Origin of the sequence: Lacrimispora sinapis (genome assembly GCF_043633585.1) — a bacterium.
Lineage (GTDB): Bacteria > Bacillota > Clostridia > Lachnospirales > Lachnospiraceae > Lacrimispora > Lacrimispora sinapis.
Window position 1 is genome coordinate 2,758,884 of sequence record NZ_CP141832.1, and the last position, 16,903, is coordinate 2,775,786.

General features: G+C 43.0%; 12 protein-coding genes and 1 riboswitch. Of the genes, 2 read left to right on the forward strand and 10 right to left on the reverse strand.

Features of this window, described 5'->3' with window-relative positions:
- The first annotated feature begins 19 nt into the window (after positions 1-19).
- Positions 20-92, forward strand: a riboswitch (Fluoride riboswitch).
- A 37-nt stretch (positions 93-129) separates the two neighbouring features.
- On the forward strand, positions 130-1,329 hold the full coding sequence (locus VIG27_RS12960; protein WP_394522938.1) for a chloride channel protein: 1,200 nt from the start codon (positions 130-132) through the stop codon (positions 1,327-1,329).
- Positions 1,330-1,456: 127 nt separating this feature from the next.
- Here the strand turns inward: VIG27_RS12960 and VIG27_RS12965 are convergent, their stop codons facing one another.
- The 10 genes from VIG27_RS12965 to VIG27_RS13010 form a co-directional block, all read right to left on the reverse strand.
- On the reverse strand, positions 1,457-3,196 hold the full coding sequence (locus tag VIG27_RS12965; protein ID WP_394522939.1) for an ABC-F family ATP-binding cassette domain-containing protein: 1,740 nt from the start codon (positions 3,194-3,196) through the stop codon (positions 1,457-1,459).
- 278 nt (positions 3,197-3,474) lie between these two features.
- Positions 3,475-4,629, reverse strand: coding sequence for an endo-1,4-beta-xylanase (locus VIG27_RS12970; RefSeq protein ID WP_394522940.1), 1,155 nt, complete (start codon positions 4,627-4,629; stop codon positions 3,475-3,477).
- 414 nt (positions 4,630-5,043) lie between these two features.
- Complete coding sequence (locus tag VIG27_RS12975; protein ID WP_394522941.1) at positions 5,044-7,131, reverse strand: sodium-translocating pyrophosphatase; 2,088 nt, start codon at positions 7,129-7,131, stop codon at positions 5,044-5,046.
- Between the two features lie 1,199 nt (positions 7,132-8,330).
- Positions 8,331-9,098: a carbohydrate ABC transporter permease gene (locus VIG27_RS12980; RefSeq protein ID WP_394527581.1), complete on the reverse strand. Its 768-nt coding sequence runs from the start codon at positions 9,096-9,098 to the stop codon at positions 8,331-8,333.
- A 31-nt stretch (positions 9,099-9,129) separates the two neighbouring features.
- Positions 9,130-10,014 carry a carbohydrate ABC transporter permease gene (locus tag VIG27_RS12985; protein WP_394527584.1) on the reverse strand — a complete coding sequence of 295 codons (885 nt, stop codon included), beginning with the start codon at positions 10,012-10,014 and terminating at the stop codon, positions 9,130-9,132.
- Positions 10,015-10,048: 34 nt separating this feature from the next.
- Positions 10,049-11,359: an ABC transporter substrate-binding protein gene (locus tag VIG27_RS12990; protein WP_394522942.1), complete on the reverse strand. Its 1,311-nt coding sequence runs from the start codon at positions 11,357-11,359 to the stop codon at positions 10,049-10,051.
- A gap of 221 nt (positions 11,360-11,580) precedes the next feature.
- Entirely contained in the window at positions 11,581-12,519 is a 939-nt protein-coding gene (locus VIG27_RS12995; RefSeq protein ID WP_394522943.1) for a helix-turn-helix domain-containing protein, read from the reverse strand.
- Between the two features lie 140 nt (positions 12,520-12,659).
- Positions 12,660-13,172: a ferritin gene (locus VIG27_RS13000; protein ID WP_394522944.1), complete on the reverse strand. Its 513-nt coding sequence runs from the start codon at positions 13,170-13,172 to the stop codon at positions 12,660-12,662.
- A gap of 302 nt (positions 13,173-13,474) precedes the next feature.
- Positions 13,475-15,637 carry a protein translocase subunit SecD gene (gene secD, locus VIG27_RS13005; protein WP_394522945.1) on the reverse strand — a complete coding sequence of 721 codons (2,163 nt, stop codon included), beginning with the start codon at positions 15,635-15,637 and terminating at the stop codon, positions 13,475-13,477.
- Positions 15,638-15,665: 28 nt separating this feature from the next.
- Entirely contained in the window at positions 15,666-16,103 is a 438-nt protein-coding gene (locus VIG27_RS13010) for a hypothetical protein (protein WP_394522946.1), read from the reverse strand.
- 269 nt (positions 16,104-16,372) lie between these two features.
- On the opposite strand from VIG27_RS13010, the gene VIG27_RS13015 reads away from it, so the two are divergent.
- Positions 16,373-16,897 (forward strand): ECF transporter S component, encoded by a 525-nt coding sequence (locus VIG27_RS13015; protein ID WP_394522947.1) that lies wholly within the window; start codon positions 16,373-16,375, stop codon positions 16,895-16,897.
- Positions 16,898-16,903: the final 6 nt, after the last annotated feature.

The window sequence follows — 16,903 nt, forward strand, 5'->3', positions numbered from 1 at the left end:
ATATCTTCCCATGCTATACTGACCAACAGGGAATGAAGTTCTCCCACGGCTGTTGCCTAAACTGCTTTTACGCTGATGACTTCTGCTTTGTGCAGGAATTATCAGCTTTTTTACTTTGGAGGTATTTTAATGAAAAAAATAATTTTATCCTACCGTGATATCATTCTTCTCAGTCTGATCACGGTCCCAATCGGTATTGCTGCGGGACTCATTGATACGTTGTTTGGCCGGACGCTCCTCCTCCTTACGGATATCCGGGCAAGCCATCCGTTCTGGTTCCTTCCTTTTCTCCCACTCATCGGTGTCTTTCTAATCTGGTGTTTTCAGAAATTCGGGGGCAGAAGCAGTAAGGGCATGGCTTTGATTTTTGAAACCGGTCATGGAATCAATCCTGATATTCCCCTGCGCCTCATCCCATTTTCTATCGGAAGCACCTGGCTCACCCATTTGTTCGGCGGAAGTGCCGGACGAGAAGGCGTTGCCATTCAAATAGGCGGAACCATTGGCCACTGGTTCGGCAGGCGGCTTCCCATAAAGGACAGCGGAAAGATCCTGCTGATTGCAGGAATGGCAGCCGGATTTTCCGGCTTATTCAGAACTCCCATTGCTGCTGCATTCTTTGCCCTGGAAGTGCTTACGGTGGGCATTTTGGAACAAAAGGCACTTTTGCCGGCACTGACGGCTTCCTTTACCGCCAGCTATGTTTCCGGCTTACTGGGACTTGAAAAATTTTCTTTTTTGCTGACGGAGCAACGTTTTTTTTCCTGGGAATTGGTGCCCAGGCTATTGCTGATGGGCGTTTTGTTTGGAATCACCGGAGGACTGTTTTCTCTGTCTCTTCATAAAACCAAACAGCTTCTTGCCAAATGGATCACCGATCCTATGTTGCGGATTTTTATCCTTGGAATCGCCATAAGTATATTTTCCCTCCTATGTTGGAAGGGACGTTATTCCGGGCTTGGAACCAATTTGATCTCCATGAGTTTTGAACAAGGTATATTTCCCTGGGATTTTGCCTTTAAACTGGTGTTTACCGTACTTACCTTGTCCGCAGGATTCCAGGGAGGAGAAGTCACTCCCCTGTTCTCCATCGGTGCATCCTTAGGTGTGGTTCTCGGCTCACTGCTGGGACTTCCTACGGTATTTGCGGCTGCACTTGGTTATGCTGCAGTCTTTGGCAGTGCCACAAATACATTGATTGCTCCCATGCTTATGGGTGCGGAGATTTTTGGGTTTCAGTATTTTCCTTTCTTTGCAGTGGTGTGTTCGCTGTCCTATGTATGCAACTGCAATTTTTCCATTTATCCGCTCCAAAAGCGAAGAGACTGAAAAATGAATCCTTCTTTCAAACAAAAGGCATCCAAAAGCAAATCTTACGGTCTGCTTCCGGATGCCTGATATGCTTTTTGTTGATTACTTTATAGTGATGGATAAAATTCATTTCATAAGCTAAAGATTATAGTAACTTTATCAGCCGTTCCAGTTCTTCGGATAACCCTTTTGCCAATTCAAAATCATTCTTCTTTAACGCGGATTCTATCTTTGTTTCCACTGATTTTTTCTTGTCCTGAATCTCAATGTAATCTTTATTAAAATGACTGGCATAGATCATCTTCCTGAATTTTCTTATGCTTATTTTCCGGATGTTCTTATCTTCAACCATCAACACATAATCCGCACAGTTTGCTATGGTATTAAAATCATGGGACACCATTAAAACAGCACCCTTATAGTTGTCTATGGCCTCTTCCAAAGCGAGCTGAGAATAGGTGTCCAAGTGGCTGGTCGGCTCATCAAGAAGCAGAAGGTTGGCTTTGGTGACAGATACCTTGGCTAATTGAAGCAGGTTTTTCTCTCCTCCGGAAAGATTGCCAATTTTCTGGGTGAGGACTTCTTCACCGAAACCATATTTTGCAATATGCGCCTTGATTTCATCATAGGTGTTAAACCCAATTTCAAAGAATTCGTCCTGAACCGTATGATCTTCGCCCAGCATTTCCCCCTGGATCTGTGACAAAAAAGCCATTTTAACCTGGTCTCCCACCTGGATGGACTGGGTTTTGTTTTTATAAATGTCCCGGAGCAGCGTGGTTTTCCCTGTACCATTGGGACCAATTAAGGCAACTTTATCCGTTGATTTCATCTCAAAGCTCACATGTTCCAAAAGGACCTCATCAAACGCCGCAGAGTAATCATGGACCTTTAATACCGTGGTCTCTTCGGATTCCGGCAGATCAGGCAGGACGATTTCCGGCTGCCGGATCACCACAAATGGGGCCTTTATTCTGCGGGCTTCCAGTCTTTCTAAAACTTTTTCTCTGGCGTGCAGGGATTTCCCTCTGGACGCTTCCGTATGAAAGGTGGCTGCAAGTCTTAATTTATTGATAATGGCTTTATTTCTTTCGATTTCTGCCGTATCCGCCGCAGCAAGTTCCTGCAATTCAATCTTTGTCTGGAGCAATGACAGCTTGTAATCCATAAATCTTCCGTCAAACTCCTGCAGTTCTTTATTTTCCAGATGAAGGATCTTATCAAAGCAATGATCCAGCAAATAGCGGTTATGAGTGATAATTAACAGGGTCCCTTTGTGGGAATTGATCAGATTTTTTAAGGAATTGATATTTTCAAAATCTAAAAATGCATCCGGTTCATCCATGATGATGAGATGAGGATTGGAAAGCATTACCTTAATGACCTGAATCAGCTTGAATTCTCCTCCGCTTAAGCTGGAGACCATGGCTGTTTCATGTTTGCTCAAATCCGCCAGATTCAGTTTTTTGTTGATGTTATTTTCATAATCATCACCGCCCATAGCGTCGAATGCATCCAATGCTGCCTGGTATTTTACAAGCAGCGTTTCTATATCCTCAGAGGTTTCCATTTCCGTACAGATGGCAGTTATCTCATTTTGAAGCCTGATGAACTCTTCTGCCATATAATCAAAGACCGTAATTTCCCTGGTTTTGTCCAGCTGGGAAAACTGGCTCACATATCCGATCCTGTAATCCGGGTCAATCTTCAGGGTCCCATCGAACATATAGCGGTCCGGCTCCATAATCATATCCGTCAAGGTGGTCTTTCCGCTGCCGCTTGTGCCTATAAACGCACAATGCTGCCCCTCTTCCAGGGTAAATGAAATATTTTTATACAGTTCCTTCTCCGGAAAGGAAAAAGAAAGGTTGTCTGCCTTTATCATATCTACTCCTATCCGTGTGCTCCGCACACTTTAGTCAAAATAAAGAGCCTATTGTAATAAGCTCTTTCTACCATGATCCTATTAATCGTAATTTTATAATAGACACTCTATAATATAGACTATTTTTCTTAATCAACCTTCGTAGCATATCATTTTTTTCGATTTATTTCAACTATTTCGTTTGAAAGCATTTCGTTTGAAAGCATATCAATTATGATATACCGGTTTGTACCGATACACAAAAAAGGAACGCAGACAGGCTGCGCTCCTTTTTCTTATTATCTAAATACATCGGTATAAGCATCCAGGGTTTTGTAATAGGAAGCCTTGGGCGTCCAAAGATTGGAGAAGAGCAACGGGCTCTTTTCCCGTCTCCAGGAAACGTCATCTGACAATCCCCACCAGGTTATGCCTGTAATTTTACCGCCAGCCTTTTTGACTTCGCAGATTGTTTTCATGATATCATATACATAGGCGGCCTGTTCCTGTTCGGAATTGGCTCCCGCATCAAATTCTGTGATCTGGATTTCCAATCCGGCATTCATAAATGCGGTGTATGCCTGCTTATAATAAGAAGCACTGGGGAAGTTCGATGCAAGATGGGACTGTCCGCCTACCCCATTGCAAATCTTTTTATCTGAATTAATAAATTGAATCATTTTAATGATATTGGACGCTTCCATATATTCATTATAATCGTTATAGAATAAGCTGACTTTATCCGTAAGCTTAAAATAGTTTAATGTTTCATTGGCATAACGGAAGGCATCCTTTACAAACTGCGGACTTGTTGTAACACTGCCGTAGATCCTTACCCAATCGGAATTGGCTGGAGAATGCAGATATTCATTCACAACATCCCAGGCATAAACCACACTGCCGTAATCGCTTAAATAAACGTGATTCATCACTGTCTTGATATAGAATTCCATTCGTGCGTTCATTACGGCTTGGCTGACATAGGCTCCGCCTGCGCTGTAGCCTGTCCGAAACAGCCAGGAAGGAGTCTGGCTATGCCAAACCAAAGTATGGGCACGAACCCCCAAGCCATTTTCATAACATATCTTTAATACCTTGTCCACCGTATTAAAATTGATTCTCGGTACAGTGGCCTCTGTATAATTGTCCGGAATGTAATATCCCAAAGACCTTGCTTCTGCTACCGGTATCAGTTTCGGGGAACTGCCAAGCATTGCATCCGGTTTCATCTCATTTTCAAGTGTTATACTATTGTACCTTTGCTTAATGATGTTTAAAGTGGAGGAATTTTGTAACTGGTTTAGGGATACACAGGTGCCTGCTCTTTCAAACTTGCTCCCGTATGTATTTAATAACGTTTGATCAGCCGCTGCTGTCTGTGTAACGCCCAGGGAAGAAATAGTAAGTGTCATTACTGAAACTACTGTTACCATTTTTTTCAATAACTGTTTCATTATAATACCCCCTTATCTATTATTTGATTAACCAAAAAGACCCTTTGAACCCATTTGCCCAATAAATACAGGTTCGCCATTGTTCCCAATGATCCCTCCTTCCCCTGCTCCTGTTATTTATGGTTTTTCTTTCAAAAAATCTTTCTATGGAAATCCCGAAATAATAAAATAGCTTCTGCTCTTTTTGTCAAACGTTACCAGTCCGTACATAAAATTTAAGTTATTATTAGTCTAACATGACAGTAAGACTTATCAATAGAAATGTAAAATTTCCGATACTGTACGTCATTTTTTCATAATATTTACCAAACAGGTAACAGCGGACCGGATCGCCCTATTCCTCACGGCAAAAAGGGACGCAGCATCCGCTGCGTCCCTTTGAAATGAACATCATTTATCTTGATACGAAAGCCATCAAAACAGGGAGAAAGCCAGAAACAGAGAAGCCATTAAAGAAGCCACAAGAGATACAACGGTAATCTGGGTATTGATGGACGGACCTGCCGTATCTTTAAACGGATCGCCTACAGTATCGCCCACCACCGCTGCTTTATGGGCGTCGCTGCCCTTTCCTCCGTTGCCGCCTGCTTCAATGTATTTCTTTGCATTATCCCACAGTCCGCCTGAATTGCTCATGAACAGGGCTAAGAGAAGACCGCTGACAATATTTCCGGTCAAATATCCCCCCACCGCCTCCACGCCGCCTATAAAGCCGACTAAAATGGTGACGATAATACTGACAAATCCTGCCGGAATCAGCTCTTTTAAAGCACCGCGGGTTGCAATGTCAATGCATTTGTCATATTCCGGCACCACTCCAGGAGTCCCTTCTTTTAAGCCTTTGATCTCCTTGAACTGGCGGTGGATCTCTGAAACCATACGCTGTGCGTTTCGGTCAACCCCAAGCATCAGCATGGCAGAGAAGATGGCGGGAATGGCCGCCCCCACCAGCATACCAAAGAATACGGAAGGATTGATGATATCAAAGCCGGTCAATACAATCGCACCTGCCGCCTCATTTACTTCACTCATAAAAGCGCCTAGCAGCGATATGATGGTAAGTCCTGCAGCTGCGATTGCAAACCCCTTCGTCACAGCTTTTACCGTATTTCCTGCACTGTCAAGAGAATCTGTGATCTGTAGGGCATCGTCTCCCAAATTCCCCATTTCCACAAGTCCTCTGGCATTGTCTGCAATCGGCCCGTATGCATCATTGGAAATGATCATTCCGACGATGGACAGCATTCCAACTGCTGCCATGGAGATTCCAAACATTCCGGCAATGGGGTCCTCCGGTGAAATGGAGGCACAAAGATGATAGGAAACCATGGCGGAAATTCCGATTCCAACCATGGAAGGCAGTACACTTAAAAATCCATAAGACATTCCGGAGAGAATGGTAAACGCCGGTCCTGATTCCGATGCTTTCGCCACATTGCGGACAGGCTTTTTGGTATCATTGGTAAAATAGTCACTGGTAATACCGATAATAACTCCTACAAACAGGCCGATCGCAGTTGCTCCCCAGATACGCCAGTCAAATCCGAAGAACATCGTGGCACCGGCCGTCAGAACTGCGAAAATACCGGTAGTAAGGTAAGTGCTCATGTTAAGGGCCATGGTAGGATCGTTCCTTTTCCCCATACGGGCCGCCATCACTCCAAAGATGGAGGACAAAAGGCCCAGGGAGGCATAACAGAATACCATGGCTGCATAATCCGTTCCCATTTTATTGCCAAGGGCGATGGCCATAACGAGGGCTGATGCCATGGAGGCCACATTGGAGTCAAATAAATCTGCTCCCATGCCTGCCACATCCCCTACATTATCGCCTACGTTGTCCGCAATCACCGCTGGATTTCTAGGATCGTCCTCGGGAATCCCAAGCTCCACCTTCCCCACAAGGTCTGCACTGATATCTGCTGTTTTGGTGAAAATTCCCCCTCCGGCTTTTGCAAACAGCGCCAGAGAACTTGCCCCAAAGCTGAACCCCAGCAAGGCAGTCGAATCGTGAGTGAAAAACATGACAAGAGCCACCCCCAAAAGGGAACTTCCCACCACTGCCATTCCCATAACCGCGCCGCCTCGAAAGGCCGATAAAAAGGAAGGCTTTAAACCGCCGTTTCTGGCTGATTCCGCCGTTTTTATATTTGCAATGGTAGCAACCTGTATACCGATCTTCCCGGCAAATGCGGAAAAAACAGTACCGCAAAGGTAAGCGATAACAATGATGAGATTTTGCAGCACAGAACCGCCCTTCCAGATCGGTGCCGGTAAAAACAAAAAGATCAGGATGGCTGCCACTGCGCAGAATTTTGTTAAGACAAGGTATTCTTTTCGCAGAAAGGTGTTTGCCCCCTTTCTTATGTAACTGCCGATTTCTTCCACTCTCTTATTTGAAGACGGCTGAGCTGCAACCCAACGGTACAGCCAGACTGCAAACCCAAACGCACAGGCGGAAACAATAATGGAAATAATTAAAAACAAACTTAAATTACTCACACACCATACCCCCAAATTTCTTCTTTTATTATTTAATATTATGTATATTATAACTATATTACTTATTTTGTATTATTATTTTGTTTATTTCCACTACTATGAACCGTCCCTCCACCCTGTGCTGCGTCACATCACTGGTTTCTCAGCTAATATTAAACGTTTTTTCGGATGAGAGGAAGTGTACAGGCGGATGAATTTGCCTGAGAATGAAAGGTGAATGCCATGACCATATGAAAGGATTTATCCGTTCAGCGAAAAAGATCAGAATCTCTTACAAAAAGGCGGAACAAAGATTTTAAGCTCCACGTAAACATCGAATGGCTGCTGCAGACGGGAATGAAGTTTCCTGTTTGCAGCAGCCATTGTAGATTTTTTTACCATTAAAAGTTGATAAAATCTGTTCGTCACTTTGAACTAATTGCCATATATCATATGTTTTTACTTATAATAATTATTTTTTTAACTGAGCAATACTGCATACCAAACTTATAGGTATAGTTATGCGTAAATCATTTATCACATTATAATTAGTAATCAATGTATTATGTATTATTAAATCATATATGACTAATGTTATTGTACTTATTATAAAATATATAATAAACAATTTAACTAATTTTATAAACATCATAATTTTATTCTTCCTAGTCTTGATAAGAACCAGAAGCAAGGCATGAAGATGTAGTTTTATTATTCAATACCCCTGACTTTTTTACTGATAATAAATCCTGTGTTTCTGTTGTAACGTGTCCCTTTTCATTTGTTTTAAGCGTTGAAGTGAAGTTATTAATTGTAAGAGTTTGGGTTGCATATTTAACAAATACTCCTTAAGTTGTTTCATTGGTTTCTGCCATAACAATCGTTGAATTAATGGATGCCAGGCAAATTGCACATGTCAAAATTGAAGGGATCAATTTTCTCATAGTTGTTACTTGTATAATATATTTATTAATTTATAATCATACTTTTCCTTTCTTTATATTTTAATACTGTTAGTTATTTTGAAGATTCTCATCTGAAAATATCTTTTAGTAATTATTATAGAGATATAATCACTAAATATATCGTCTCACTTTTTGTACAAGTAGTCAATAGCCACCCTAAATGTTTAACCGCTTAATTCGACACTAAGCGATGTTTTTATAGTACGAAATGCCAGATAATGAAACCTGCACTCCAGGCAATAAGATAAGGCTTACTTATTTAACCGCACCTGTAATCCCTTCCGCAAAGCTCTTTTGAAGCAGGAAGAAAATGATTACCGTAGGAATGGTACAGATCAACACCGCCAGCATCAGGGTTCCGTAATCCGTCACATAGCCTTCCGTTAAGTTTGCCACCAGCATGGGCATGGTGATACTTTTGGCATCGGACATAATGACCTTTGGCCATAAATAACTGTTCCATGCATTCATGAAGGTGATGGTCATGGCTGCCGCATAGGTGGAGCGCATGGTGGGCAGAAACATCCGGTAAAAGATCTGGAATTCCGTCAGGCCGTCAAGCCGTGCTGCTTCCATAATATCCGATGGAAAGGATCTGGCACTCTGGCGGAACATCATAATCAAAAACGGGGTGGATATGGTGGGAAGGATAAATCCCAGCGTGCTGTTTAAAAGTCTTGCTTTTGAAAACATCTGATAAAGCGGAATCATGGTAGCGGCAAAAGGAACCATCATTGCCAGCAGAATGATACTCATGATCCGGTCCTTCGCCTTATCATGGAACACTTCAAACCCGTATCCGGCGATGGAACAGACAAATAAGGAGATGAGGGTCATGGTAATGGAATATTTGAAGGAATTAATCAGGGCTGTACTGACATCCTGGGACGCCAGCAGCTTTTTTGCGTTATCAAACAGAGCCGTTCCAAACAGCAAGGTCCCTCTGCTCACATCCACGCTCCGGTTGGTGGCCGCAGCCATCATCCAGTAAAGAGGAAATACAGAAATTAATGAAACAATCATTAAAAATGCATATGCAATTACTTTTTTTCCCTTAGTCACGTTTATCACCTACCTTCAACTGGATAAATGCAAGGACTGCCACCAACAGGAGGATCAAATAAGACATGGCCGCCGCATACCCAAAATTCGGTACATATTTAAAGGACACATTGTATATGTAGTGTGACATGGTGATGGTGGCATTGGCCGGACCGCCGTTCGTTAAGTTTACGGATTCATCAAACAGCTGCAGCGTTCCGTTGGTTGACATAATGGCTGTGAGAAGAATGGTCGGTTTTAAAAGCGGAACCGTAATACGGAAAAAGGACTGGACCGGAGATGCCCCGTCAATTTTTGCAGCCTCATAGACGGAATACTCTATATTTTGCAGGCCGGATAAGTAAAATACCATGTTATAACCGGTCCATCTCCAGATCAGTGCCAGAATAATCACGATCCTCGCACTGTTTGGATGTCCCAGAAAGTTATACCCGGTGGTCAGAATCCCCGCCTTCATCAAAATGATATTGACCAGACCGTCCACGGCAAACAGGGAACGGAAAATGACGGCATATGACACCAAAGAGGTGGCACATGGCAGAAATATGGCGGTACGGAACAGCCCCTTGAATTTTAAATCCTTATGATTTAACAGGGAAGCCAGAACCAGAGCCACCGTCAGCATGATCGGTACCTGTATGATTAAGTAAATAAAGTTATTTTTCAGAGCCTGCAGAAAGATGGGGTCCTGAAACATGCGGATGTAATTGGTCACACCCGTCCATTTCATCCTGGCACCAATCCCCGTCTGGAAAGAAAGGAACAGGGCCTGAATCATAGGCAGAAAACTCATGATTCCGATCAGAAGAACTGCCGGAGTTAAAAATGTCCAGCCGGCCAGGCTCTGTTTCTGGCCCAATGACCGCTTATTATTTATTTTTCCCACGAAATACGCCACCTCCTACGGTCCTTTATTTACCCATTGCAAAATTTACGGTATCCTCAGCATTTTTGATTTCAGCATCAATGTCTCCTCCTGCCACAACCTTGGTGATAGCCGTAGCAATGGCATCACGGGCTTCATAATAGTATACTCCCGTATTGTTCGAGGGAGCTTTGGAGGCAAAATCCGTGATCATGGAATAGACGGCTTCTCCGCCGAAAAACTCCTGCGGCTCTCCATAAACCTTGCTGTCTGCTGCCGGAAGGTAGGCAGCCATGGCACCGGATTTTGGTAGTATGGTTTCATAAAGAGCTGTACTTCCTGCAAAGGTCTTACTTAAAAAATCAACTGCCAGTTCCGGATTTTTGCTGGCAGACGTTACCGCCCAGCTGGACCCCCCGTTGCTGGAATAATTGGTCGCACCTTCAATGCCCTCAAGCTTCGGCATGTTGGTAATGGCCCAATTGCCCGACTGGTCTTCTGCGGTCTGGATGCTAGCCATGATCCAACAGCCGTTAATGGTTCCGGCTACCGTACCATTGGTTATGGTTCCCACATACTGGTCCCAGTCATTGACTTCCACAAGCACTCCGCTCTTAACCAGGGATGCATAGGTTTCCATCACTTTTTTTAACGTATCATTTCCCACCATACTGGGATTTCCTTCCTTGTCAAAAAGGCTTCCGCCTGCGGACTGGAGCATCATCACAATCAAATCGGATTCTCCTGCCTGACAGGATAATAATGGTTTTCCTGTCTTCGCCAGAATATCCTCTCCCATTTTCTGATATTCGCTCCAGGTAATATCCGTAAAATCCTCCACCGTATATCCAGCTTCCTTTAACAGGTCCGTACGATAGCAGCCTACCACCGTTCCATTATCAAAGGGAACTCCGTAATTTTTTCCCTCCACCACAGAATAAGCAGTCTTTGACTTTGCAAAATTTGTAAAATCAATTCCGCTTTCCGTCAGATCAACAAATGCATCCGGATAGCTGATGACATTTTTCTGGAATGCGTTGTCCTGAAGCAGCAGAATATCCGGAAGGGAATCCATATTTCCAGAAGTAGCTGCCGTCGTGATCTTGGTCTGAAGATCGGCCCAGGGTGTCTCCACCACATTCAATTTGAAATCCGGGTGATCCTTTTCATAGATTTTTGCGGCTTCTTCCATAGCATAAACGTTAAATGCCGGGTCCCAGCACCAGACCGTCAGCTCATTGGAAGCCTGTTCCCCCTTCTGATCTCCGGATTGCCCAGAAGTACCGGAAGTACCGCAGGCTGTCAGGGCAGCCGCCATGGCTCCTGCCAATAGTAAGGATGTGATTCTTTTCTTCATAGCAAAACTCCTCCTCAACTCATATAATTTTAAAAAGACTGGATTCCATTAAATCCAATCATCTTTTTCATCTTACTGGCGGATTGTCCTGATCATGCCTATTTTTCTCCATAAAAAAATGGCATATACAGCTATCAAAATCCAGGCTTTTGATAACCGTATTATACCAATTTTTTCTGATACAAAGCTTTTAAATTCAATGATAAAACACGCAAATCCACTCATTGATATCCATCCCAGCCTTTTTGCGCACTGATCCTGTAATGCAACAGTTTGCTCTCATAATTCTCGGCCGACTTTTTCCACTGATAGGGAGAAGTATTCAAAACTTTTTTAAAATTCCGGTTAAATGTGGAAAGAGATGCAAATCCGGAATCAGCTGCCACCTCTTCCATGTTTTTTTCCGTCTTTTTCAGCAATTCACAGGCGTTTTGAATGCGGATAAAATTGATGTAATCCACCGGTTTCATATTCATTCCCTCTTCAAAAACCCGGCGGAAATGACTTTCACTGATATTGCAGGCTTTCGCAAGACTTCTTATCCGTATTTCCTCCGTATAGTGATTGGAAACGTAATCCAGGGCACCTGCGATCAGAGTCGTATTGGCCCTTCGTCTCATGATTCGCTCCTCGTGATCAGAAAGACGCAGAAACTCCACCACACAGCTACCTAACATCCCATGAATACTGTCCTTGTAGTAAGGCTTTTTATTCCGGCATTCTTCCATAATTCCCAGAATCAGTTTGGCCAGAACCGGATTCTCCTCTTTGGATAACAAATAACCCGTCCGCTTAATCCGTTTTAACATATTCTTGCGGACCATGGAATCGTAGTTATTTAATTCAGAAATAAATTTATCCAAATCCACGTAAAGCCACTCCCAGTATCCTTTGGTCCCCGGAGCACTGTTGGTGGTGTGAGGAAGTCTCGGCGGAACGATCATAAAAGAATGAGCACAAAACGGTATGTGCTCCTGCCCCAGCACCACTTCCCCCGTTCCCCAATGACAGTACCCGATCTCTAATAGATTATGGAAATGAAGACACTTAATATGCTTTCCATACTCTCTGATACAGACCTCTCCCAAAAGAGCAAGAACCACCTCCCCATGCGGAATCTCATAATAACGAAATTCTACCTTTTCTCTCTGCTTTGTCATACATTTTCCCCCAGTAATAAGTTTTTTCCTATTCTTTGAAAGTAAAAAATTTTTTGTATCAAAAAGGCGGCCCCTGACATGAAAGCAATGATATGGCATCATGACAGAGACCGCTCTATTTTAAAAGTAGGATCGTTCGATTAGATTACAAGCGTAGGCGGGGTATATACTCTGGAAGCCAGTTCCGAATCAATTAAGTACAAGCCCTTGGCATCATGGCCGAATAAATCATATCTCTTTATGATATCATCCGTATTCTTTTCTTCCTCGCTCTGTTCTTTTACAAACCAGTCAAGAAACTGCATGGTTCGGAAATCCTTTAATTCATAAGCCGCCCCATAGATATCATGAATGGCTGCAGTTACCTTGACCTCATGTTCAAAGGCTTCTATCGCTGGCTGGCGGAAATCTTCATAAACGAATTTAGGTGCTTTAATATCCCCTAATTCCACCTTGGCACTGTTATTCTGTAAATAACTCATAAACAGCATTGCGTGATCCCGCTCTTCCTGTGTCTGAATCTTAAACCAGTTTGCAAATCCATTTAAATTGTTTTCCGCATAATAATTTGATATGTCAAGATATACATAAGCAGAATAGAATTCAAAATTAATCTGTTTATTTATTTTTTCTACAATGATCTTATCTAACATGATTCCTTCCTCCTTTAACTCCAATGTGTTTTTTCAGTTGCCGAAAAAACTTGTCCGGTTGCACAAACAGGCGGTTCCTGGCATACATTATGAAGCAAAACCACCTCATGTGTTACTATATTCTAACATTTTCATGAAAATTATTCAATCATATATCATAAATAATTTTTCAAATTTGACGTCAGATAATAAAGAATTTCCTTTGTAATTATTTTATTCCTTAAATCAGATGAATTTATATTGCAAATCGTACAAAAAAACCGGAAGGCCATTTATGATAGGGCCCTCCGGTTTTGGTGTTTTTATTTCTCTTTTCTTTTTTCCCACATTGCCCATAAAGTACCGGCAACGCAAATGGATGAATAACATCCAGTGATAACACCAAAGAGCATGGGCAGAGAGAATTCAATAATGGATTCAATCTGGAAATAGATGGAGGCAACCATGATGACTGTCACACAAATACCTGTTGCCAATGATGTATTTAAGGATCTTCCCAACGTCTGGCTGGTACTGATGTCTACCAGGTCCGCAGCGGAAAGCTTTCCGTTCAGTTTTTTGTTCTCACGAATCCTGTCGTAGATAACGATGGTATCGTTAATGGAATATCCTATGATCGTAAGAACCACCGCCACAAATGCATCATTTAACGGAATTCCAAATAAAACAAATGCAAAGAACACCACCATGGTATCATGGAACAACGCGATCATTGCTGTAATTCCTGCCGGAAGACCGGATATGGCTGAGAACCGGATCCATACGTAAACAATAATAAACAGCAGTGCAAGACCAATCGCAAGTACGGCATTTCTCAATGCCTTTGCACCGATATAAGGTTCTACCACATAGGTTTGAGAAAGCTTTGCATCTACCTTATCCGAGGTGCTGTTGACCGCATCGGTGATGGACTTCTGTTCAGCCGGGGACATTCCTTCATTTCCTGCAAAGGTAAGGGAAAGTCTCTTAAGTCCGGTCATATTATCTTCTTTGATTTGAACCGTAACCGGTCTGTTGGTCTGCTTCTCTACAGCTGCCTCTATTTTTTCCGTGTTAGCTTCATTGGATACGGAATAGCTCAATACCGCACCACCGGTGAACTGGGTATCCAAGGCTACGCCCTTGGTGAAGCAGCCTATGATCCCTGCGATGGTGATCACACCGGAAATAATGAGAAATATATACTTTTTCCGGTAAAACGGAAGTGTCTTTGTATCTTTTCTGACGCGGAAATATTTTACATCATTCAGCTTGTCATTCTCAATAAAGGATAACAGAAGGTGCTTGGATACCGGAATACCGATAAACAGGTTTACGATCATACCGACCATAAGGGTATAGCCAAAGCTCAACATGGTTCCGGAACCCAGAGCCATCAGGATAACTGCAATAATGGCTGCCGTCACATTGCCGTCAAATACGGAAGAAAATGCGTTTTTATATCCATGAGTGACCGCACCTTTGATGGAAGCACCCTTTTTCAACTCATCGGAGATACGTTCCGAAGTGATGATATTAGTATCCACCGTCATACCAAGAGTCAGAATAATACCTGCAATACCCGGAAGTGTAAGGGTATACTGAGGAATCGAGATCGCAAGCATCTGTATGATCATCTGCATGAACAAGGTGATACAAGCGGAAACACCAGGTATCTTATAAAAACCGATCATCATTACACAGATTAAGAAGAAGGAAAAGATTCCTGCATAAATCATGATTGTCAGCGCATTATTTCCAAGTGCCGGACTGATGGTTGAGAAGTTAGAGGTTGCCAGAGAGAAAGGAAGCGCACCTGCATTGATCTTCTCAGCAAGATTTTTTGCTTCATTATAATCTTTCATTCCTGTAATAACAGCCTGTCCGCCGGAAATCTTCGTCTGTACGGTGGGGCTTGAGATCAGGTCCTCATCCATGTAAATACTCATTCGTTTTCCGATCAGCTTTCCGGTCGCCTCTTCAAAAAGCTTAGCTCCCTCCTGATCGAAGCTCAGTGCTACTTCATAAGCCTTGATTCCGTTGTTGTTGGTTGTCTCCGGTGCAGCATTCTTTACATTCTTTCCCTGGAGCAGCACTTTGCCGTCCGGGTCCCTAAAAGTAAGCTCCGCCATCTCACCAAGCTCTGCAATGGCATCTTCCGGGTTAAAATTTGTTTCACCGGATTTCCAGGGGAACTGAACAATGATGTAGCCCGCATTTTTATCCACGGTCACTTCACGGTCCGAAATATTCTGGTTGTCCATTCGGGTCTCAATAATTTCTCTCGCTGTCTGAAGCTCCTGTTCCGTTGGCTTTCGGTTTAAATCCTGAGGTTCAAAAATCGCTTCCACCCCACCGCGGATATCGATGCCGTAACGCATGTCAAGGATGCCCTTAATATCGTCTCCAAGACCAAATACTGCAACCGCACAAAGGGCTGCAAGTGCAACGAAAATCGCCGCAAGCATTTTCTTTCCTGGTTTCATTTTATTTCCTCTTTTCTGGTTTTAATTTTTAACAAAGATTAGAAAGACAAATCCTGCTTCCTTTTTCCCCGTCTGAATCATGAATAAACCGAATGAGAAACATTCTGTTGATATAGCCCTTCTGCAGCAGAACAGCAATGACTGTCCACAGAATCAGCGGAATAAAAAGTAGCTCCGTTCTTATAATCAGGTATTTTATAGGTAAAACTCCAAAAGAAAATCTTCCGTTGGAGTTATTAATCATCTCTCCATTGGCTTCCTCGTCAAAACTGCCGGGAAACTCTGCGATGCCCTTGATGCCTTTATGACCGGCCCCCCGTTCCGACACCGCCTTTTTCGTAGGATGAGGCAGCTTCCGGCCTGGGTCAAGGGTGAAAATATTAAATTCTGATGCCAGCAGTGCGAAGCAGAATATGTACGCAAATATCCTGCGGATCACATTGCTGCCTTTGGCCCGGTATCTCATTGGTACCCCTTCCTGCAACAACCATAACATTCTTTTTTGTATCTATATACCAAAGAGCATTGTACTACAAATAATCTGGAAATACAACTATTACATAGCCTGCAGCCATAGGAGAACAGGAAAGTGTGAAACCGTTCCAATGGAAAAACAAAACAGTTCCAAAACTGGTATGTATGAATTCATTTAAATTGGATATTTGAATAATGCCATTTTTCGGTATAATAGTTTTATTCTTTCACGTATAAACCCATTGAACAGGAGGAAAAACAATGAACCGGAATCAAACGAAAAAAATCGTATTCACCGCTTTGATGGCTTCACTGACTGCTGCAGCAACTATGGTAATCCATATCCCTTCCCCCTTACACGGTTACATACACCTGGGAGACGGAATGGTGCTGTTAAGCAGTTTCATCCTTGGTCCTTTTGCGGGGGCTGCCGCAGGAGGCATCGGTTCTATGCTGGCCGACCTGCTGTCCGGCTATGCCTTCTATGCACCGGCTACCCTGCTCATTAAATCACTGGGTGCCTTTTTGGCCGGCATTCTTTACCGGAGAGCTTCCTCAAAAAATCAAGGTGCTGGATTCAAGCTTCTACCTGTTCTAAGTGCCGGAACCGTGTGCAGCATCGTAGTTACAGGAGGATATTTTCTCTTTGAGTCGACCGTATACGGACCATCTGCCTCCGTTGTAAATGTTCCTCTGAATGTGATACAGAATTTATCCAGTCTTATTGTCGCCTGTTCTCTCATGCCGGTGCTCCTGCGCATTGATGAATTACGGGGATTTAAATAGATTGAC